This is a genomic window from Cohnella fermenti (assembly GCF_004801405.1).
In the GTDB taxonomy this organism is placed as follows: domain Bacteria; phylum Bacillota; class Bacilli; order Paenibacillales; family Paenibacillaceae; genus Cohnella; species Cohnella fermenti.
The window spans coordinates 30,427-52,214 of sequence record NZ_SSOB01000052.1 but is presented as its reverse complement, the minus strand read 5'-3'; the positions used below and the strand labels follow the sequence as shown (position 1 = coordinate 52,214).

General features: G+C 60.9%; 13 protein-coding genes. 8 read left to right on the top strand and 5 right to left on the bottom strand.

Annotation, left to right across the window (positions count from 1 at the left end; translation table 11 throughout):
* Positions 1-76: 76 nt before the first annotated feature.
* Entirely contained in the window at positions 77-1,654 is a 1,578-nt protein-coding gene (locus tag E6C55_RS28505) for an extracellular solute-binding protein (protein ID WP_136373236.1), read from the bottom strand.
* A 223-nt stretch (positions 1,655-1,877) separates the two neighbouring features.
* Between E6C55_RS28505 and E6C55_RS28500 the strand changes: the two genes are divergently transcribed.
* From E6C55_RS28500 to E6C55_RS28475, 6 genes are all read left to right on the top strand, one after another.
* Positions 1,878-3,686 (top strand): sensor histidine kinase, encoded by a 1,809-nt coding sequence (locus E6C55_RS28500; protein WP_136373235.1) that lies wholly within the window; start codon positions 1,878-1,880, stop codon positions 3,684-3,686.
* Positions 3,673-5,277, top strand: coding sequence for a response regulator transcription factor (locus tag E6C55_RS28495; RefSeq protein ID WP_168735928.1), 1,605 nt, complete (start codon positions 3,673-3,675; stop codon positions 5,275-5,277). The genes E6C55_RS28500 and E6C55_RS28495 overlap by 14 nt, the downstream gene beginning before the upstream one ends.
* Before the next feature lie 113 nt (positions 5,278-5,390).
* Positions 5,391-7,586: a class I SAM-dependent DNA methyltransferase gene (locus E6C55_RS28490; protein ID WP_136373233.1), complete on the top strand. Its 2,196-nt coding sequence runs from the start codon at positions 5,391-5,393 to the stop codon at positions 7,584-7,586.
* 157 nt (positions 7,587-7,743) lie between these two features.
* A complete protein-coding gene (locus E6C55_RS28485; protein ID WP_136373232.1) occupies positions 7,744-8,007 on the top strand; it encodes a hypothetical protein in 264 nt (87 codons plus the stop codon).
* 325 nt (positions 8,008-8,332) lie between these two features.
* Positions 8,333-8,653, top strand: a complete 321-nt coding sequence (locus E6C55_RS28480; protein ID WP_136373231.1) for a hypothetical protein — start codon at positions 8,333-8,335, stop codon at positions 8,651-8,653.
* Positions 8,654-8,655: 2 nt separating this feature from the next.
* On the top strand, positions 8,656-8,847 hold the full coding sequence (locus E6C55_RS28475; protein ID WP_136373230.1) for a hypothetical protein: 192 nt from the start codon (positions 8,656-8,658) through the stop codon (positions 8,845-8,847).
* A 134-nt stretch (positions 8,848-8,981) separates the two neighbouring features.
* Here E6C55_RS28475 and E6C55_RS28470 read toward each other — a convergent pair whose 3' ends face one another.
* Positions 8,982-9,980: an LLM class flavin-dependent oxidoreductase gene (locus E6C55_RS28470; RefSeq protein WP_136373229.1), complete on the bottom strand. Its 999-nt coding sequence runs from the start codon at positions 9,978-9,980 to the stop codon at positions 8,982-8,984.
* 155 nt (positions 9,981-10,135) lie between these two features.
* Here E6C55_RS28470 and E6C55_RS28465 point away from each other — a divergent pair, with 155 nt between their 5' ends.
* Both E6C55_RS28465 and E6C55_RS28460 read left to right on the top strand, forming a co-directional pair.
* On the top strand, positions 10,136-13,474 hold the full coding sequence (locus E6C55_RS28465; protein WP_136373228.1) for a tetratricopeptide repeat protein: 3,339 nt from the start codon (positions 10,136-10,138) through the stop codon (positions 13,472-13,474).
* Positions 13,475-13,631: 157 nt separating this feature from the next.
* Positions 13,632-14,918 (top strand): cellulase-like family protein, encoded by a 1,287-nt coding sequence (locus E6C55_RS28460; RefSeq protein WP_136373246.1) that lies wholly within the window; start codon positions 13,632-13,634, stop codon positions 14,916-14,918.
* Positions 14,919-15,235: 317 nt separating this feature from the next.
* Here E6C55_RS28460 and E6C55_RS28455 read toward each other — a convergent pair whose 3' ends face one another.
* The 3 genes from E6C55_RS28455 to E6C55_RS28445 form a co-directional block, all read right to left on the bottom strand.
* Positions 15,236-15,760 (bottom strand): GNAT family N-acetyltransferase, encoded by a 525-nt coding sequence (locus E6C55_RS28455; RefSeq protein ID WP_136373227.1) that lies wholly within the window; start codon positions 15,758-15,760, stop codon positions 15,236-15,238.
* 173 nt (positions 15,761-15,933) lie between these two features.
* Positions 15,934-16,569 (bottom strand): C40 family peptidase, encoded by a 636-nt coding sequence (locus E6C55_RS28450; RefSeq protein WP_136373226.1) that lies wholly within the window; start codon positions 16,567-16,569, stop codon positions 15,934-15,936.
* A gap of 268 nt (positions 16,570-16,837) precedes the next feature.
* A complete protein-coding gene (locus E6C55_RS28445) occupies positions 16,838-21,646 on the bottom strand; it encodes an S-layer homology domain-containing protein (RefSeq protein WP_136373225.1) in 4,809 nt (1,602 codons plus the stop codon).
* Positions 21,647-21,788: the final 142 nt, after the last annotated feature.

The window sequence follows — 21,788 nt, the reverse complement described above, 5'->3', positions numbered from 1 at the left end:
GATCAAACGAGGGGATGAAGCCCCCTCGTTTGTTCGGTTTATCTAATGTTCGGTTTATCCGATAATTTGTCTGTCTTTACGGATGATCGACATTGTATTGGTCGAGCAGCTCTTGCTTGATCTTGATGCCGACGCCGTTGGCCCAGGCATCGATCTCCTTCTGTACGGCGGCCCAATCGGCTTCGCCGAGGACGTATTGCGTCATGACCGCGCTCATCTTCGAGAAGCTGTCCGGGTTCTTGGCCGCCGTCTCGGAGTTGTACGTCAGGAACGGATTCACGATGCCGAACTCGCTGATGACGTCAAGCGACTTCTTCTGCACTTCGAGAATCGCCGGAACCTTGGAGCTGGCATAGACATACGGGTCGGAACGGTTCTCAAGCACGAACGCGCTCGGCTTGTCGAGGTCGTATTGCGCCTTCTGTTCTTCGGTCTGTACGGCGACCCCGTCCTTGAATTCGCTGGAGTGAATGCCGGTTACGCCTGCCTTGGAGAAGGCGATATTCTCTTCCGATGCGCTGAAGTCGAGGAAGTCGATGATCTTCTGCACCTTCTCTTCCGGCACCGAGCTCGGAATGGCCCACAGGCCGTAGTAGCCGTTCTGCACGCCGACTCCCTTGTCGCCGTTAGGGCCTTCAAGCAGGTCGATGACGGCCAGCTCCGCGTCCGGATCGGTCTGCCGAAGCTGCTCGATGTTGGCTTCGTTCAAGTCGGAGACGTTGCCGGCGAAGACGCCAGCGACGCCAGCGAGCAGCTTGTTTCGCGATTGCTGCTGGTTCTTCAGCACCGGGGAATCCTTGTCGATCAAGCCTTGGCTCCAAGCGTCGCGCAGCCAGTCCAGATACGTCTGCTCTTCCGGAGTCTCGACGTCGCGGATCGCTTGGCCGTCCTGAACCTCCCAGTCGAACGGCATGCCCAGGGCGAAGCGGATCGGAGCCGTGCCCGAGAACGGCCCAGGAGCGCTGCCTCCTTCGGAGGCGTAGAGGGTCAGCGGAACGGTTTTGCCGCCGCCGGCCGGGTCCTTCTCCTTGAACACTTGAAGGACATTGGTCAATTCGTCCAGCGTTGTCGGCAGCTCGAGGCCGTAATCGTCGAGCCAGTCCTTGCGGATGATGAAGCTCGCATCGCCGCCGCCGTACAGGCCGCGAGGACGCGGAATGCCGTAGACCTTGTCTTCGATCTTCACATTGTTCCATACGAGGTCGTCAATGAGCTTGAGGTTCGTTGTGTTCTCGATATAAGGCGTCAGGTCGTGGAAGGCGCCCATCTTGACAAGGTTGAGGAACTTGTCGTTCTTGCCCCCGTCCATCAGCAGGAGATCGTAGGAATCCCCGGCCGACACGGCGACGGACAGCTTATCGGAGTAAGCCTCGGAAGGCACGAAGGTGATGTTGAGCTTGACGTTGGCGCGCTTCTCGATATCTTCGAGCGCTTTGTTGTTGCTGGTTGCGGGAGGATCGCCGAACAGGATGGTCATCGCTTTGATATCGGTCGGCGCCGAAGCCGTTGTCGAGGCGGACGAGCCCGCCGTCGAGGTGGAGCCGGTCGAAGATGAGTTCGCGGACTCGTCCTTGTTGCCGCCGCAGCCGGCAAGCGTGGTTCCCATCAGGGCCAGGCTGGCCAGGACGAGGAGATGTTTCTTTTGCGATTTCATGGTATTCCCCCATTTCGTAATGTCGTGCCAGGAATCGGCTTACAGATCGGATTATAGAAGGAATCGCAGAGCGGCAACATGACGGATACGAGCGAAAGTGTCACCGATTTTCACATCGAGGGGCTTAAGAGTACCTTCTGCATCGTTCGATGTACTATAATCGAGGAAGCGTCATGGAAGCCAACCAAGGCACACGATCCCATTCGAATAGAAGGAATGCCGCATGTCATCCCCGTTTATCTCGTTTCTGACCAAGAGCTTCTATGCCAAGATGATTGCGGTCATGCTTGCCGTATCCATTCTGCCACTAATTGTGCTCTCCGTCATCTCGGTCTCGGTGTCCAGCACGACGGTCAAGAGTCAGGTGAACCGCTTGAACGCCCAACTCGTCAACCAGGTCGTCGATCGGATCGAGCTGACGATGACGCGCTTCCGCGAGCTGAGCGGCCAATATTCGGCGATTCCGTCCATCCAGGACGCGCTGGTCGCCCCATCCGCCAAGTACTACGAAGACGTGGTGAGGAAAAAAGACCTGATCACGGTGCTCGGAACCGCATCCGCCGTCATCGGCAACGTGGAGGGACTGCAGGTGTACTCCGCGATTACGGGGGAGGTGCTGTCTTCGGACGAAGCGCCATCCCCGCTCGAGGATTCGCCGTACAAGCTTATCGTCGAACGGTTCCTGGAGTCGGGCGCGAATAATCAGTTCATCGACAAAAGCGATACGGCCGCGATGGGCATGCAGGACAATTCCTCCTATTACGTTAGCCGCCTGCCGATCGAGCCTTACGAGGAACTGAAGGGAGTGCTCGTCATCTCGATGAGCAACGACGAGTACCTGCGTCAGATCGAGAACATTCAGCTCGGCTCGAAGGGAGCGATCTCCCTGCTCGCGGAGAACGGCGACACGATTGCGACGACAAGCCGGCTGGGCGGCGAGGAGGATGCCGCCCGGATTGCGCATATTCTCCAGAGGTGGAGAGAGGCGGGGCAGCCGAACCAGTTCGCGATGGACGCCTCGATTATCTCAATCAAGATGACGTCCACGTACGACCGCTGGATTGTCGTCTCCGAGATTCCTTCCGGGGAGCTGAACCGAAGCGCCGACATCATCCGCAAGACGGTGACCTACTTCCTCCTTGTATTGATTCTGGTCGGGGTGCTGTCCGTCATTCTGTTCGGCTATCAGCTTTACAAGCCGCTGCAGGCGATCAAGCGGCAGGTGACCGCCTTCAAGAAGGGGCGCTTCGAGGTCCGGGACGCGAAGTTCGCGAACAACGAGATCGGCGAGCTCGGGCGCATGCTCAACACGATGGCCGTGCGCATCCAGGAGCTGCTGGACAATCTTCAGGAGTCGGAGGACCTGAAGCGAAGGCTGGAGATCCGCGCGCTTCAGTCCCAGATCAACCCGCACTTCATGTACAACACGCTGAATACGATTCGCATGTTCGCCATGCTGAAGGACTACGGCAAGATCAACGAGGTCATGGGGCGGCTGGTCTCGATGCTGCGCTATTCCATGGAGAACTTCGATCAGAACGTCCCGCTGAAGCAGGAGCTGGATTATGCCCGCGACTATGTAGAGCTGCTCAATACGAGGTACAAATGCCGCTTGAATCTGCTCTTCGATGTCGATCCGACGTTGGAGAACCTCGAGATTCCGAAGCTGAGCCTGCAGCCCCTGATCGAGAATTCGGTCTTCCACGGGATTCTCCCCATGAAGAGGGAATCCGGCCTCGTCAGCGTCAAGGTGAAGCGGATTCCGGACGACGGCGGCATTGAGATGGTTGTCGCCGACGACGGCGTCGGCATCGAGGAGGGGGAGCTTGAGAAGCTCCGGCTTCATCTGCTCCGCGAGCAGCTCGGCGACAATATCGGTTTGCTGAACGTATGGTTGCGGCTGCGGCTGCACTTCGGCAAGGCGGCGCAATTCGAATTGCACAGCGTGCCGGGGAGAGGACTGCGCATCCGGTTCCTTCTCCCCGCCGATGCGATTCATGTTAAGGAGGCAGATCATCATGAACAAAACTAGAGTGCTCCTTGTCGAGGACGAGTTCCCGGCGCGCACCGTGTTCCGCGGCATGATCGAAGCCCGGCCCGACCTGTTCGAGCTGGTGGGCGAGGCGGAGGATGGCCGGGACGGCCTTGAGATGTACCGGACACTCAAGCCGCATGTTATCGTGACCGATATTACGATGCCGGGGATGAACGGGCTGGACATGCTGCGGGAGATCGAGAGCATGGGAGACGCGCAGCCTCAGAAGATCATCCTGACCTGTCATCAGGATTTCCATTATGCGAAGCAAGCCATTCAACTGAAGGCGGCTTCGTACCTGCTCAAGGACGATTGCCTGTCCGATCCGGAGCTGCTGACCCGCACGATGGAAGAGCTGACGACACAGATGGCTACGCTCGATCGCGACCGGCAGAAGCAGCAGCAGATGGAGCAGCAACTGCGTTCCGGCGAGCTGGAGCTGGAACGCAGCCTGTTCCTGGAGCAACTGCGCAGTCCCGCCGCCGAAGCGCAGTGGCTGAGCAGCCTCAGGGAAGCGGGCTTCCCGGAGAGGGGCGGCTCCGCGGCCGCCATTCTGCTGGAGCTCGACAGCGGTTCGCTGCGGTTCTCGCTCGATCAATTGGACGAGTTGAAGCTGTGGCAGTTCGCGGGAGCGAATGTGTTGAAGGAATTGCTCGGGGGCTATTCCGCTCACAAGGTCATTTCCCTCGATAAGGGGCGGTTCCTGGGGCTGTATGCCGCAGCTCCCGAGCTGCCATTCGTCCCGGTCAACCTGGAGCATATGGTCCAGTCGTTCCATACGTTCCTCAAGATGAATGCCTTCGCCCTGCAGACGGTCTTCGACCGCGGAGTCGGGGAATGGGGCCCGGTTCTGCGGCGGCTCGCGACGAGCTCCTACCCGTTCTTCTATTCCGGAGGCCGTTCCTCGACTGCCGATGAAGGGGGCAAGCGGAATCGGTTCGAAGATGTCCCGGAGCCGATGAGTCGGCTCTGGACCAAGCGGCTGAAGCAGGCGCTGCTGGAATCGCGGCTGACCGATGCGCCGCTTGAGGAAGAGCGGGCTGCGCTGTACCGGCAATCGAAGGAGCAGCACTGGCAGCCGGAGCAGATCAAGGCGCTGTACGGCCGGGTGCTCCTCGAGCTCTCCCGGTTCACGGCGGAGGCCGAGCGGACCACCAATCTGGAGGTGGAATACCGGCGCAGCCTGGAGCAGTGCCAGACGTTCTTCGCGGTGCACGATACGACCGTCGCCTGCTTCCGGCAGCTTCGGGAGCTGCAAGGGGACAGCCGCTCGATCGATGCGTCGATTGCGGAGCTCGTTCGGCGAATGCACGAGGACTTGAGCTGCCCGTACAGCCTCGAGGAGCTGGCGGCGTCTGTCAATTACAGCGTTCCTTACTTCAGCGCCATGTTCAAGAAGACAACCGGGGAGAGCTTCGTGGTGTACCTGACCCGCCTGCGTATTGAGAAGGCGAAGCTGCTGCTGCTCACGACCGATCAGAAGACGTTCGAGATTGCCGAAGCGGTAGGCTTCGAGAATTATCGTTCCTTCAACCGCATCTTCAAGAAGGAGACGGGCATGACCCCGTCGGATTACCGCCGAGGATGAGGAAAGCGGCTCATCTCCCGGCTATATCGGCGACCGGTTCGCACAAGCTGTTGGATGAGCTCCAGGTGACGGATGGATGATGATTTTCGCTAATAGAATCGAGGGGCTTCCCTATGACAATGACTGACACTGGCGCCAACGCACGGGCAATCGAACGAATCGCCAAGCTGTACGAGCAATTGGAGAAGGACTGTCCGGCTCGTTCGGCGGAAGAAGCGCGCGGGCTTGTCGTACGGTTGGCGGAGCTTCTGTATCGCTTCATGGCGGGGGACGAGACGACGGGCGGGGAGGAGAGTCCATTGCGCCTCTCGGAAGCCTCGCGCCGGGCGTTGCTCGAGTGCGGGGAGCTGATGCGGAGCGAGATCGAGCCCGATCTGTTCGGATCGCTGCTGCAGACGGTCGCGGAGCCGGAATATCGGAGCCGTCTGGGCATGCACTACACGTCCGTTCCGAATAGAATGAAGCTGCTGAAGCCTCTGCTGATGGACGAGCTTTACGAGGAGCTGGAGCGCAGCCGGGACTGCGCGGAGCGGCTGGACAGGCTTCATGGACGCATTGCCGGCATCCGCCTCTTCGATCCGGCTTGCGGCTCGGGCAACTTCCTGATTCAAGGGTATAAGGAGCTTCGTCGGTTGGAAATGGCGATTGTGAAGCGGCGGCAACGGCTGGTTGACAGGATGGGCAAGGGTGCCTTATCCCCAAGGGTCAGTCTTGCGCAGCTGTACGGGATCGAGCTGGACAGCTTCGCCTGCGAGACGGCGCGCATCTCGCTGAAGGTGGCCGAGTGCCGGATGAATGCCGAGTTCGAGCGGGAGTTCGGGCGTGCGCAGCAGGGAGGACGGGGATATCTGGAAAAAGCGGCCGCAGTGGAGAACGAGGAGATAAAGGAGAACGAGGAGACTGGGACGGACGAGGGCAAGGGGCCTGGAGCGACGATCGTATGCGGCAATGCGATTCGGCTCCGGTGGGAGGACGTATGCCCGAGGGATGAGGGGTATGCCGTATATGTGATCGGCAACCCGCCTTTTCTGGGGGCGCGGTTGTTAAGCTCGGAGCAGAAGGAAGACATCCGCGAGGCGTTCGCCGACAGAATTGAGGAGCGGGGGCGGGGGAAGCCGGGACAAGCGAACGATCTGGACTACATAGCCTGCTGGTTCGTTCGCGGGGCCCGGTACATTCGGGGGCGGGGCGGCAATGCCAAGCTGGCGTTCGTCTCCACCAATTCGATCTGCCAAGGCGCGCAGGTGCATCATCTCTGGCCAAGCCTCCTGCAGGGCGGCGTGGAGATCGGCTTCGCCCATCGCTCGTTCCGCTGGGCGAACGATGCCAAGGACAACGCGGCCGTCATCTGCGTCATTATCGGGCTGAGGAATCGGTCGGACTTGCCCAAGCATCTGTACGACGGCGAGACAAGACGGCAGGTTCGCCGCATCTCGCCTTATCTGACCGATACGGCAGACATCGCGATTGCCGGAGGCCGCAAGCAGCCGCTCTCCGCGCTGCCGCCGATGGCCTTCGGAAGCATGCCGAACGACGGCGGCCACCTGCTGCTCAGCGACGAGGAGCGGGCGAACATCGTCGCGGAATATCCGGAAGCGGAGCGGTTCCTGAGGCGGTTCGCGGGAGCCCGCGACTTTATTGGCGGCCGCGCGAGATGGTGCATCTGGCTGGACGGGGAGGATGCGGCGCAGGAAGCGATGAGGCTGGCTCCGCTTCGCGAACGGATTCGCCAGGTCGAGCGGCATCGGCTGTCGAGCCGGCGCGAGGCGACGAGGAGGCTGGGGGCGATGCCGTATCGATTCGGCGAGGTTCGCCATCGGGAAGCTCCGGCACTGCTCGTTCCGTGCCATTCCTCCGAGCAGCGGGATTACATTCCGATCGGCCTTGTGGACAGCCGGACAATCGTCGGCAATTCGGCGCTTGCCGTCTACGATCCCGAGCCATGGACTCTCGGCGTGATCGCCTCCCGGATGCACATGGCGTGGGTGAGGACGGTCGGCGGACGAATCAAGACGGATCTCCGCTATTCTGCGGATATTTGCTACAACTCGTTTCCTTTTCCAACGATTATGGAGCCTCAGCAGCAAGCCATTGCCGACCATGTCCGCCTCGTTCTGACCGCGAGAGAAGCGTATCCGGGCCGAACGCTGGCCGAGCTCTACGATCCCGGCGCGATGCCGGAAGAGCTGCGGCTGGCGCACGAGCGGCTGGACCTGGCGATCGACGGCTGTTATCGTCCCGAGCCGTTCGGCTCCGACGAGGAGCGGCTCGAGTGGCTGATGCGGTTGTACGAGCGAATGGCGACGTGAGCAGGCGGCCTTGAGCGACTTTAAGTCCGAATGCCGTGCAAACAGGCTGTTCCGCAAGAACACTTCACCCTTAAGATGCTGGTTATAGTTCGCAAGACCCCTCCATATCGGAAAATGATATAATCTGTTTAATACAGACTTCGGAGGGAGCCCTGCAATGAAGTTTTTCGACGTGTTGCCGGATGGACTGTTCCAGCTCCTTACAGGCGCGAACAAGCAGCTCTACGCGGAAGCATTGCTGCTCATCTACGACATGTGCAGACGGAACGATTCGGCATTCGCTATCATGGTCACATCCGACAACGATTCGAGGTATCGCTTCTCGCAGGTGCTTAAGGAGAAATCCGGGGGCGAGACGCAGACGCCGTTGACTATGTTGGATGTTGGTCTAAGGCTGGAGCAGGAGAGTATTGTAAGATGAACTTAAAGATGGGCTGCATCTCTTTCCCTATGGAATCCTGCGTTGGAACGTGTATAATGGGAATAATTAGAAGTTCGGTACAATGGGGAGGGCGAAGATGAGAGAAATCAATCTTGCCGACGTAATTGGACCTCGTTCAGGAGATGGTCGGCAGCGTATTCAGTCGCGAATCGTTACAACCTCTGCCTCTAGCAAGCTTCGTTCCGAAGAGGAGATGGTCATGCTGATGAAGAGCGCGCGAAGGCGATTCCGGAAGCAGCTCGCCGAAGGGAACATCCAGATCGTAAGCAATCGCGAATGGATTCTCCGATAGGAGGGATAAGGATTGGCGGATCAATGGACTTCGGAGGAATTCCTCTCCCAAGTCAGGAACGCGAAGCAGAGAATTCGCGAGTTGGCGAACTCTTCTAAGCATGATCACTTGAAGGAGTTCCACTTGATGGGAATCGTTACTCCCCTACTAGACATGTTGGGCGCTGATCCGGCTGTCATTGTCGGGGGCAATGCCGTTGAACTCTATACTTCGGGAAGCTACAAGACGGTGGATGTCGATCTTGTTATGGTGAGGGACGATATCGCCCGGGAGTTATTCGACAGGCTCGGATTCAAGAGAGATATTGTTATGTCATCGGGATCGAGGACCTAATATTGGATAGGTTGAACGCGGCAGAGTTCTGGCAAGACGCTCGCAGCTTGGAATGGTCACGTTACTTGTTGGCCAGCCAGTTGGAGAGTGTCGATCTGATTTATCTGAGAGAGAAGGCCTCCGAGGAGAATCCGGTTCTGCTGAAAAGATTGGAAGAGACGATCGAGTGGGTGCAACGGAACGAGAGCGATTAGCGACTTCTATAAGTGTGTGTCAAGGCAGCCCGGGATACTTCTCGAGCTGCCTTCGACGTTTCTTCGCCTATTCTTCTCTTCGTCTATCCTGCCATTCGCAGAGCAGCGGAATCAGTCAGTATCCCCGCTGCCGCTCATAGCAGCGCCTGAGCCAGCATCCGCAGCGAACGCAGCCGGATGTCCTGGCTGATGCCGGAGGCGACGATCATGACTTCGTCGAAGCCGTACTCCTCCCGGTCGGCGTGAAGCTGGGCGGCGATGTCGGCGGGGGTGCCGACGAGGTGCAGCTTGCGTTCCCGGTTCGAACGGATGAGCGAACGGTCCAGCTCGGAGAGCGGATAGTCGCGCGCTTCCTCGGGCGTGAGCGGCTCCCGCAGGCGGCCCTTCATCAGGAACAGGCGGCCGAGGTCGACGGGGAGGCCGATGTACTCCGCTTCCTCGCGGGTGTCGGCGACGGAGACGGAGTAGGTGACGTTGATGACGGGCTTGTCCATGAACGCCGACGGCCGGAAGCTGGAACGGTACGCATCGAAGATCGCCTTCGACATCTCCCCGTTGAAGAACTGGGCGAACGAATACCCGACGCCAAGCTGTCCCGTGCGTACGGCGCTGTTGCCGGTCGAGCCGAGCAGCCAGGCTTCGGGCAGCGAGACGTTCGTCGGCGTGACGACGAGCTCGTCGTGCAGGCCATCGTCGACGGGGTTGCCTTCGAGAAGGCGCAGCGTCGTATGGAACTTGTCGTACAAGTCCGTCGGAATGTACGGGCGCCCTTCGGCAAGCGCACGCGTGGAACGGGAATCGCCGCCCGGCGCGCGGCCGGCGCCGAAGTCGACGCGTCCCGGAGCGAGGGCGCTGAGCGTGCGGAACGTCTCCGCGAGCTTATACGGGGCGTAATGCATCATCATGACGCCGCCGGTGCCGACGCGGATGCGCTTCGTCTTGGCCGCGAGGAACGGAGCCGCAATCTCCGGAGCGCAGCTTGCCAGCGTGCCGAGGTTATGGTGCTCGGCCATCCATATGCGGTGGTAGCCGAGCTCGTCCGCCAGCACGGCCGTCTCGACCGCATAGCGCAGCGCGTCCTCGGCGGTGCTTCCCTTGGCGATCGGGGCTTGATCCAGAATGCCGATTCTCATGCTTGTCTCCTCCATGTCTCAATATCTCTCTATCTCCAGGCTTCCGTGTGTCCCAATGCCGAATATCATCCATCATATTCCGCCCATTGTCAATTGTTCGGCCGCCCCCCGGCGAGTAAGCTTGAAGGGTATCGAAGATGAACCAGGGGGTGTCGATGTTGAACGAATCTACGAAGAGAGCGCGCGTATGGGAAGCGACCGTGCAGATTCCCACCTACGGCGTGGGCAAGCCGGACAAGAACCCGATGTTCCTGGAGAAGCGGGTGTACCAGGGCAGCTCGGGCCGGGTGTATCCGCACCCGGTCATCGACAAGATCGAGGACGAGAAGAGGCTCCAGGATTACCGGATGATTTTCCTCGAGAACGAGTACGTCCGAATCGAGATCATGCCGGAGCTTGGGGGACGGATTTACCGCGCGGTCGACAAGACGAACGACTACGACTTCGTCTACTACAATCAGGTGATCAAGCCGGCGCTTGTCGGCCTGGCGGGGCCGTGGGTGTCGGGCGGCATCGAATTCAACTGGCCGCAGCACCATCGTCCGAACACGTACGGGCCGGTCGAGTGCAAGCTGACGGAGAACGAGGACGGCAGCGCGACGGCATGGGTGGCCGAGATTGACCGGATGTACGGCACGAAGGTGACGACCGGCTTCACGCTCCATCCGGGCAAGGCGTATGTGGAGATTACCGCGCAGTTGTACAACCGGACCGACGCGCCGCAGACGTTCCTGTGGTGGGCGAACCCGGCGGTGGCGGTGAACGATCATACGCAGTCGGTTTTTCCCCCGGATGTGACGGCGGTGTTCGACCATGGGAAGCGGGACGTGAGCCGGTTCCCGATCGCGACGGGCACGTACTACAAGATGGATTACTCCGAAGGCGTCGACATCTCGCGCTACAAGAACATCCCGGTGCCGACGTCCTACATGGCGTACAAGTCGGACTACAACTTCGTCGGGGGCTACGATCATGCCAAGCGGGCCGGCCTTCTGCACGTGGCGAACCACCATATCTCTCCGGGCAAAAAACAGTGGACGTGGGGCAACGGGGAGTTCGGGCAGGCATGGGACCGCAATCTGACGGACGAGGACGGCCCGTACATCGAACTGATGACCGGCGTGTTCACTGACAACCAGCCCGACTTCACGTGGCTCCAGCCTTACGAGGAGAAGTCGTTCACGCAATACTTCATGCCCTATAAAGACATCGGTGTGGTCAAAAACGCTTCGACAGAAGCGGCGGTGAATCTGGAGTTCGATAGCGAAACGGGGATTGCCGAGGTTCATGCCTATGGAACCTCCCGGCAGGAGGGAGCCTGGATCGAGCTGGAAGGTCCCGGCGCAATCTACTTGAAGGAGCAAGTCGAGCTCGCTCCCGATGCGGCCTATCGCAAGCGGGTCGACATTCCGACGGGCGTCCGGGAGCATGAGCTTCGCCTGACCGTGAAGGATGCGTCCGGGCGGCTGCTGATCGGCTACCGGCCGAAGCGGCCCGCGGAGGAGCCGATTCCGGACGCGGCGACTCCGCTGCCGGAACCGCGCGAGCTGAAGACGAACGAGGAGCTGTACCTCGCCGGGCTTCATCTGGAGCAGTATCGCCATGCGACGTTCGAGCCGGAGGCGTATTATCTTGAAGGGCTGCGGCGCGACGAGAACGACAGCCGCATCAATATCGCTTATGGAACGCTGCTGCTGCGCCGGGGATTGTACGCGGAGAGCGAGCGGCACTTCCGCCGCGCGGTCGCCCGCGTGACATGGCGCAACCCGAACCCGTACGACGGCGAGGCGTATTACCAGCTCGGCGTGTCTCTGAAGCGGCAAGCTCGGCTGGAGGAGGCGTTCGCCGCCTTCTACAAGTCCGTCTGGTCGGCCGCCTGGCAGGACGCGGGCTACCTGTCGCTGGCGCAGATCGCCGCCGGCCGAGGCGAATTCGCCGAGGCTCTGGAGCTGACGGAGTCTTCGCTTGTCCGCAACTCGCGCAGCTACAAGACGCGCCACTTGAAGACGGCGGTTCTCCGCAAGCTCGGCCGCTGCGAAGAAGCGGTTCGCTGGTGCGAGGAGACGCTGGCGCTGGACATCGCCGACTTCGGCGCGAGCCGGGAGAAGAAGCTGGCGCTGGAGGCGCTCTGCCTTGGTGCCGAAGCTGCAGCCGCAGAGGTCGAGTTCGAGCGGCTTCTGCGCGGCGACGCGCACAACTATCTCGCGTTGGCGGAAGACTACGCAGCCGCCGGGCTGTACGAGGATGCCGCGATGCTGCTGGAAGAGGCGCCTGCTCAAGCGCGGGCATATCCGATGGTTCCCTACGCGATCGGCTATTGCCTGGCCAAGCTGGGCCGCAATGAGGAAGCGCGCATCGCCCGCGAAGAAGCGGCAAGCGCTTCACCGGACTATTGCTTCCCGAATCGCCTGTTTGAGCTCGATGTGCTGGAAGACGCCATCCTCCGGAATCCGGCCGATGCCCGCGCGCCTTATTACCTTGGCAACCTGCTGTACGATAAGAAGCGTCCGGAAGACGCCGCGCGGAGCTGGGAAGCGTCCCTCGCGCTCGACGATACGCTGCCGGTCGTTCACCGGAATCTCGCGCTGGCGTATTACAACAAGCTAGGCCGGCCGGAGCAGGCCGAGTGTTCGCTGGAGCGGGCTTACGGGCTTGATCCTTCCGACGCCCGCATCCTCTACGAGCTCGACCAGTTGTACAAGAAGCGGGGAGTGCCGCCGGAGAAGCGTCTGACGTTCCTCGAATCGCACGGGGAAGCGGTCGCCCGCCGCGACGATCTCTACCTCGAGTACGTCACGCTCCACAATTCGCTCGGGAAGCACGCAGAAGCGCTGGCTCTTCTTGGCAGCAGGATTTTCCACCCGTGGGAGGGCGGCGAAGGGAAGGCTACCGGGCAGTACGTGCTCGCTCTCGTCGAATTGGCGAAGGGAGAGCTTCGGAGCGGGAACGCGGCGGCGGCCATCGAGCGGCTTCGGCAGGCGCTCGTCTATCCGGCGAACCTCGGGGAAGGCAAGCTCGAAGGGGCTCAGGAGAACAATATCTGGTATTGCCTGGGGGAAGCCTACGATCGACTGGGACGGAAGGAAGACGCGCTCGCGGCCTACGTCAAGGCGTCGCAAGGCTTGGAAGAGCCGGCCAGCGCGATGTACTACAACGACCAGCCGCCGGACATGATCTATTACCAAGGGCTTGCGTGGCTGGCGCTCGGCAGCGTCAAGGAAGCGCGCCGCCGCTTCAACAAGCTGATCGACTACGCCGAGAAGCATCGCTTCGACGATGTGAAGATCGATTACTTCGCCGTCTCGCTGCCGGACTTCCTCGTGTTCGAGGACGACCTGAATGCGCGGAATGCGATTCACTGTCTCTATATGAAGGCGCTCGGGCTGCTTGGCCTGGGGCGGAACGAAGAGGCGGCGGAGCACTTCGCGGAAGTGCTGCTGCGGGAGCCGAATCATCAAGGCGCGATCGTTCACCGCAGCGCCGATCAACCTTGACGGGAAGGAGCGAACACGCGTGGAGACGAACAACATGAACACGAACAACCCGAACGCGAACAAACTCAATACGAACACACTAAACACGAACATGCTAAACACGAACATGCTAAACACGAATAACCTTGCGCCGGCCAATCTCGAGACGAATTTTCCCATGGGCCATGTTCCGGAGCACCTCCCCCGCAAGCTGACGATTACGATGTGGGACTTCTCCTGGTACACGATGACGCTGCCGGGAGAACCGTATCGCGATCTCGGCGCTCGGTTCGCGGAAGCGGTCGACCGGGGCTACAACACGATCCGCATCTGCGCGATGCCGTATCTGCTGTTCACTGCGGACGGCAAGCGTCCGGGGCTGCTGAAGCTGGGCAATCTCGGGGAAGTCGGGCAGCGCACCCGCTGGTACAACTGCCAAGGAGGCGCCGAGCTGGACGGCCACGCCCATCTGCTTGAGCTGTTCCGGCAGGCGAAGGAGCACGGCTGCTACATCATGCTCTCCTCCTGGGAGTATCAGCAGAGCCCGAGCTTCCTCGCTCATCCCGAGCTGCGCGACGAGCTCGCGGCGATTCCGCCGGAGGAGCGGTTCCTGGCGATCGCGAGGTCGCTGGATCAGCTTATCCGCTTCGTCAAGGCTGCGGGTTACGGGGACCGGATTGTCTACGCCGAGCTGCATAACGAGGTCGAATTCGGCCAACTGACGGCCGTCGGCACCGCCCGGGGCATTGCCGGGAGCGACACGCCGGGACTTGTCGAGGCGATGCAGCCCTATATCGAAGAGGCAATCGGCTATCTGCGGGAGAGTCATCCCGACATTCTGATGACGGCCAGCTATACGCTGAACGAGGCGTACCCGAAGGAATTCCTTGCGCGGAACATGCAGGTCGGCCACTTCCACCTCTACATCAAGGGCGTGCTGAACGAGCTGATGGCGAAGGCGGGGCTGGCGGACGAGAGCGCGGTTTTCCCCAACCCGTTCGTAAGGTCGCTGCTCCGCGATGACGCGCCTCCGTTCGAAGCATGGACGCTGCCCCCCGGCCAGGAGTGGCGGATGGAAGGCAATCCGGTCGGCATGAAGCTCATCTACCTGCACGATTGGGCCGATCCGGACAAGTGGGACCTGTTCCTGTATGAGCGCTACCCGGACCACCGGCTTGCCATGCTGCAGAAGGCGGACGACCGCTTCGACGAGGTCGCCGTCTGGAACCGCCGCTATCGGCTGCCGATCGCAATCGGGGAAGGCTACGTCGGCTATACGCCGCTGCTTGCGGGCTTCGAGGAAGGGCCGGTCGGCAAGTTCATCGCGGAATATTGCCTCCGCAAGGGCATGGCGCTCGGCTTCTGGGGGATGACGCTATGCTCGAACTGCGCGCCGCATCACCCGTTCTGGAACGACATCGCCTGGCAGCGGAAGTGGAATCGGTTCATCGCGGAATTCGAGTAGAAGGCGACTTGCTCCAAAGTCACGCAAGCCTCCAGCCTCCGGTGTCGTTCGCGCGCGCTGGAGGCTTTTTGGGAGGGCGCTGTTGAAGATGCCGAGGGGGGCCGGTGCCGGGATTTATGCGAAATTTCACATTCGTGCCGCCCGTTAACGGGCCATTCGGACGATTCTATGCGAAAAATCACATATATGGAAAAAATTCCGCCGCGAACTTCGGTATGTATGCTAAAAACCGCATAAAACTGCTCGATTCAACCTGAATCCGCGATGACGAATGTGAAAAATCGCATAAAATCGCCTGAGTCACCTGAGTCACCTGATTAGGAGAGGGGGCACGAGCCGACAGCGACGACCGGCTTCTCCATCACGTAATCGTCCATGACGTAGCCGCCGCCGATATCGGCAACCTGCGTGCGCACGGTGCGGAAGCCTTTCTTCTCGTAGACGGCGATCGATCCGCTGTTGTGGCGGTTAACCGTCAGCCAGATGGCGGACAGCCCGTCCGCTTGGCATAGATCCTCCACGAAGGCGAAGGCGCGGCTGGCGAGCCCTCTTCCCCGATGGTCCTTGCGAATGTACAGCTTGCTCAGGAACAGCTTGCCGTCATCGGGCTTCACGGCTAGGTAGCCGATCGGATTCCCCTCGAGCACAATTAAATAGTAGGAATAGCCGCCGAGGCGAAGCTGCTCAGCGATAGCCGCGGTCGACTGGAATGTCTCCACCATGTAATCGATCTGTCCCTGGGTGATGATGCTGGAGTAATGCTCGTTCCAGATGTCGTGCGCGAGTCGGGAGACAGCGGCGATCTGGTCGTTGGATTGAACGGGGTCGATGTTCAGGGACATAAGGCAAAGCTCCTTCGCAGCGATGGATTGGAATCAGGGAGATTCGAGCGGCAGTCGCCTCGAAGCTTGCCCGGACTGTTATCTCCCATTGTAGGCGGCCCCGCCCTCCGAGGCAACCTTCCCGAACGCCGCAGACCTCAGGAACGGAACACCCTTGGTCCTCCTCGATCCGTCTAACTCAAGGCGATGCTGCCATCCGGATTCGCGCGGGTTCGGACCGCCGTTCCGGCACTTCTCGCAGCGATTCTCTTGACGTCCAGAAGCGGGTAATCGTACAGATTGCCTTCGTAGACAAGCTCGAATGAGCCATGCCGCAGAAAATCATCGGGGGTCACAAGGGCGGAAGAGCGGTCCCACAGCGGAATTCCGGAGCGGCGGAGGGCTTCGGCAACGAACTGGGAGCAGAAGTAAGCGTTTTTGCGGCAGAGGTCACGGTTCATCAGCACCCCGAGCAGACCGATCAGGTTGTACCGATAGTCGTCCCGGTTCTGTTGGAAGGCGCGGATCGTTCCCCAGGCTTCCGCCCGCTGTTCATCGGTGACCCGCAGCCGAAGCAGCGCGCAGCGCGTATTCGGATAACGGCTGAACGTCCCTTCGTAGACATCCTCCTCGACGAAGCCCGCCGACAGCGGATTGCGCGGGCGCTTGCGGCCGAAGCTGTACAGGCGGCTTAATTCCGCGTCCATCGCGAGGGATGCGTGATTATAAGGGGCGGAAGTAACGCCCCGGATCAGTGTCGTAAATAAAGTCCCGGTATGGGTCAGCAGGACGTAGATAGGCTTGTCTGAGCGGCTGATGGCAGGAATCATGCGGCTTGCCCTCGCTTTCTCTTGGCGCGGCCACGCCTTGCGTTGGCTGCTGATCTTAGCGTAGCAGATAGATTCCGCGAGGGAATCGAGCAAGAGAACGGTTCGAAGCTGGACTCGGGTCGCGGAGAGGAGCCGGACCTTGGAGGGGCGAAGGACCGATTGGCGGAAAAAGCGAAGGAAGAGGGTGGACGAAGAGAGCGGCGGAGAGAGTGAGCAAGAGGGCGGCTCCATCGGCTTGCGGCATGAATCGTTCGCAGAGAAGCTTGCTTCAGTTGCTCGCGCTCAGCGCCCGAACGAAGCGGGCGAGCGCCGTTGCGGTCTCGGCGCGGCTGGCGGCGGCGTGCGGGTCGAAGCTGCCGTCCGGCTTGCCGGTGAACACCCCTGCCGCGACCAACGCGTTAACCGCTTCGACGGCCCACGGGCTTACGCGATCTCCGTCGGCGATCGGCGCGGCTGCGCCGTCCGGCAGCTTGTAGCCCTTATAAGCGGCGTAATTAAACAGCATAACCGCCATCTGCTCGCGCGTAACCGGCTGGCCGGGATCGAAGCGGTCCTGGCCGGTGCCGCTGACGATGCCGCTCTCGGCCGCCCAAGCTGCGGCTGCCGCATACCACGCTTGGCCCGGCACGTCGACGAAGGTCGAAGGCGCTTGGCCGTCCGCTTGAATGCCCTCCAGATTGGCCAGCGTCTGCGCGAACATCGCGCGCGTCATGCCGGTCTGCGGGCTGAAGCGGCCGTTGCCTGTGCCTTCGAACAAGCCGCGGGCCGTCACGAAGGCGATATTCCCGGAAGCCCAATCGGCAGCGGAGACGTCCGTGTAATCTTGGCCGTTATCGATCACGGCGTAGTCGCCGGCGGAAGCGAGCGCGAATGTGATCTTGCCTCCGGCCTCGATCGCCAGCGGAAGCACGACGTTCCTGCCGTTCTCCCGCTTGACGGCAACGTAGCGCCCGGAATTGTGGCCGTCCTGCTTCGTGACGGACAGGGTAACCGTCAGCGGCGCGCCGGTTCCGTCATACGCCGTTGGCTGGCCGTCCTTCAGCAGCTCGAATCGAACGCCGTTCGGCCGGATGCGAAGCGACAGCGAGTCGCCTTCGGCCGCCCCCATCTTCAGAAGGGCCGCGCTCGGGATCGAGACGGTTCCCGAACCGGTCTCGATCGTCACCGAGGACGATTCCAGGGCGCGAACGGGCAGTTCCACAATCAGATCCTCGATATCGTTCGCGGTTATGTTCAAGAGGTTGTCGTCGCCAAGGGCGCTCGCGGCCTGCTGCTCGGAGACGGACAGCCGGTAGCCGCCGTCGGCCGTCTCGGTCAAGGCGCCGCTAATACCGTTAAGGGCGGCGCTCTTCGGCGATGGGTCCGCCGTCTCCTCCCCGGTCTGTTCCGGAATGGAGACGGAAGGAGACGTAGGCGTTGCCGCGGCTGAGATCGTTATGCTAAGCGGCTTAACGTCGCTGCCGTAGTCGTTCTCGGCTTTGACCGTGAACGCGTACGTTCCGGGCGCGGTCGGCGTTCCTCCGATGACGCCTGCTTCGGACAGCTCCAGTCCGGCCGGCAGACCGCCTTCCGAGACGGTCCACCGGATGCCTTCTCCGGTCGCCGTCAGGGCCGCGGCATAGGCGGCTCCAACCGTGCCGCCCGCCAGCGCGGCGGCGGCGATGACCGGCGCGTCGCCGGTCGGCTCCGCGATTCCCTGCAGGGCGATCTCCTTCGTGTTGTACATGAAGATCAGCCGTTCGCTTGTCGTCACGTCCGCCACGTCGGCAATCTGCGACAGCGTCTTCGTGCCCAGCCGCAGCGTCAGCACGGCGCCGCTGCCCGAGCCGGCCGCTTCCTGGTAAACGATTCGGTTGTCGTACTTCGGAGAGGCCAGGAAGAAGGGGCCGACCCCGCTGGAGCGGAGCAGGAACTTCTCGTTGTCGCCGACGGAGGTCGCGTCGGCCCGGATGACATTGGCATCGCCGACCGTCTCGTCCTTCACCGACAGGTAGGTGCGGGTAAGAACCGAACGGATCGAATACGTGCCGTCGTTATTGGAGACGAGCTGGAAGAAGGGAGCGTCCTTCTTCATGACGCTGGTCGTCAGCTCTCCGCTCTCGTCGATCTCGTAATACGAGTTCAACGTCTCGGCTGTCAGCTCGCCGTCCACCGTGCTCCAGTTCCGCTGATAGAGCGGCTCCCAACGCGTTCTCAACTGGAAGTAAGGGCCGCTTCCGTTCGTCGGCTCTCCGTTGTAATAAGTCAAGGTGCCGAAGTTCAGATTGTCGAAGTGAACCATCGCCTGCGGGCGCGAAGCTTCCGCCGCTCGCTTGGTCCACGTCATGTCCGCGCCGCCGACCTTCGTATAGAGGGCAAGCCCTTGCTCGAAGACGGGGCGAAGCTCGCCGCGGTTAAGGCCGTTGCTGTCCCGGTCGAAGCCGGCTCCGTAATAGCCTCTGCTCGTATCGCCGAATACGTTCGGCATGGCGACGAACGGAACATCCTCGCCGTAGAGCTCCTTCGAGTACAGGTTGTACTTCGCAAGATATTCGAACGCCTTGGCCAGCCGGTTGTCGTACAAGGAATACAAGTCTTCATCCTGGTTGTAAGCGATCATGGCGAGCTCGGCCATATAGCCGAGCGCGAGCATCGCGTGCGCCTGGTCGCGGCCGGTCTCCATCGTCTGCCCGGAGTCGTTCGCGTAAGCGAAGATGGAGCCGTTCACATGGATGTCCTGGTAGAAGTTCATCGCCCGGTCGAACATCTCCGTGCTGTCGCACAGAACGCCGATCGCGAGCATGCTGACCATCGCCGCAAGATCCCAGTTGCCGTTGGCGATCATCGGCACGGCCGCGTCCTGGATAACCGGATAAACGACGTTGACCATCATCTCCTGAAGCGCCTTGAAGTCGCTGTCGGCGTACCCGGCGTATCCGCCGTCGTAATACCGGACGATCTCCGCCGCGCTGGCGAACTTGTAGGCATTGATGCCTGCGCCGAGAATGCGGTCGCGCCCGTCGATCACCTGCAGCGTCGTCGCCCAGCGGTTCAGAATATCGACGGCCGTCTCGGCGTAGGCGTCGTCCCCGGTAATTACCCATTGCAAGGCGTTGAAGTAAGCGGCATTGCCGCCCTTCTCGAAGTAGCCGATATTGCCCGAGTCCGAAGGAGAGCCGCCGCGTCCGACATTGGAGAGAGCGGTCGTCTCGTATTCGGAATCGGCCACCCCGTAAGGAACGCTGTCCAGCAGCCGCTGGTAGTCGGAATACCAAGGCTCTTCCTTGGCCAGGACATGCTGCTTCATCCGGTCCAGATCGTCCGTCGTCAGCAGGATGCCGGGATGGTTAAAGATTCGCACCTTCACGTCCGCATGCGCTTCATAGCCGCTTCCTTCGTAGTCGACGGCCAGCGTGTGAACGCCTGCGCTCAGCTCCGGAAGCGTCGCCCGCATCAAGGCTCCGTCGTAGACGACGGACGCAACGCTGCCGGTTACGCGGTAATGGGCGGGCTCCGCATCTCCGTTGACCGGGCGCCAGATCAGCTCCGCGGCGCTGCCGGCCGTCACCTGGCTGACCTCGAGCAGATCCGCCCCCGTCACCTCCTCGAAGATGAACCGATACTCCGTGTTGTCCGCCGACGTTCCGGAGCTCAGCATCGCATCGTCGGTCATTCTCACATTAAAGAGACTGAAGTTCGCATCGTCCCGCATCGTCGACAGGTGGGAGAAGATCCGATAATAGCCCGAGCTCGCATAATGATCGATGTAGAAGCGCTCGTTCCAGCCCGGAACGCTTGCCGAAGCCTTGACCTCGAACGTCCGATTCGTACTCGTGCCGCTCTCGGCGCCGCTTGCGATATTGTAATAGCGGTGGGTGTTGCTCAGGAATTGCTCCGCCGTGTAGTCATTCTGGATCGTCAGGAACTTGCCGTTGACCAGGCTCTTGAGCGAATAAGCGGTTCGGGTGGCGCCGACCTCCGGCTCCGAATGGTTCACATGGGCGAAGTAGTCAAGAACGTACAGGGCGAACGGGGAAGCCTCGGAGGCATCGGCCGTAAGGGACAGCTTCTCCGTGTCGGAGTCGACCTTGACATATTTGCCGTCGGCATTCCTCAGCTTGAAGATCATGGCGGCCGTCTTGCTGTCCGTGAAGTAATCGCCCATCCCCGGGGCGGCGAGCTTGGTGGGCACCTCCGCTTCCGTCAGAGCGGTTATTGCCGTCTGCAGCAGCAGGGCGGCCTGATCGACCTCCTCCTGGGTCGAGGCTCCGCTGTTCACGGCGATGGCCGCGCTCAGAGCGGCGGCAAGGGCGGACCACGTCTCCGGCGTGTAGACGGACTCCGTCAGCGAATTCGCTGCGGCGATAAGCGCGGTGAGCGTCGTCCGGTCCACTCCGTCGTCGGCGATCGGCGCGCCGAGAGAGACGTCCAGCGAAGGACCGGGCTGACTGGACGTGTTCCGGGAGGAGTACAGCTCGCTCGCCGCGACTGTCGAATCGTCCACCTGCGCCGTCGTCAGATGAATGCTGACGATGGACCTTCCGTTGCTTAACGCGTTGCGGACAATCGTCGACAGATCGACGGACAGCGACTCCTCTCCGTTGGACGTTGCGTTCAAGGTGGCCGTCGGAGAGCCGGCGATGTCGTTCGGGCGGTTGTTGTAGGTCAGATTGTCTTCCGTCCACGCGTCGGAGGAGCCCGACAAGGTCGATTCGCTCTCGGTGAAGACCAGTTCGTTGGGTGCGTGGGATTTGCGGAAGGTGAGCGTCATCGTCATCTCGTCGATAGCGTACCGGCTCGTATCGATCGTCGACAAGTCGAACTTGAGATAGGCGTGGCGCAGCTTGCCGTAGATCAGCTTCTTGGAATTGAGCGCGATTCCGGTGCTGTCGCCTTGATTGTTGAAGTTGGATACGAACGTATCCTCCGCGGCCGGGAAGCTCAGCGTATCGCCGGCGGCCGACGCGGCCGGGACGGAGCCCGGAACGAGGGGGCCGAACGGCATGCACGCCAAGGCGAGGCATAGGAACGATAAGATCAGCTTGATCGGCTTGTTCATGCGAATGCTCCTTCCGGAATGGATTCGTTGCTTGGACATCGTTTGGCGTTCCTCCTGACGTTAAGATAGAGTCTGCTTCGGGAAGCGCTTTCCTCAGCTATTAAACTACCAACTCTTGTCATCGCACGGAATGAAGTTTTTTAAGCTTTGTGTGCGGCGTTGTTAAGCTGTTGCTGCGGGA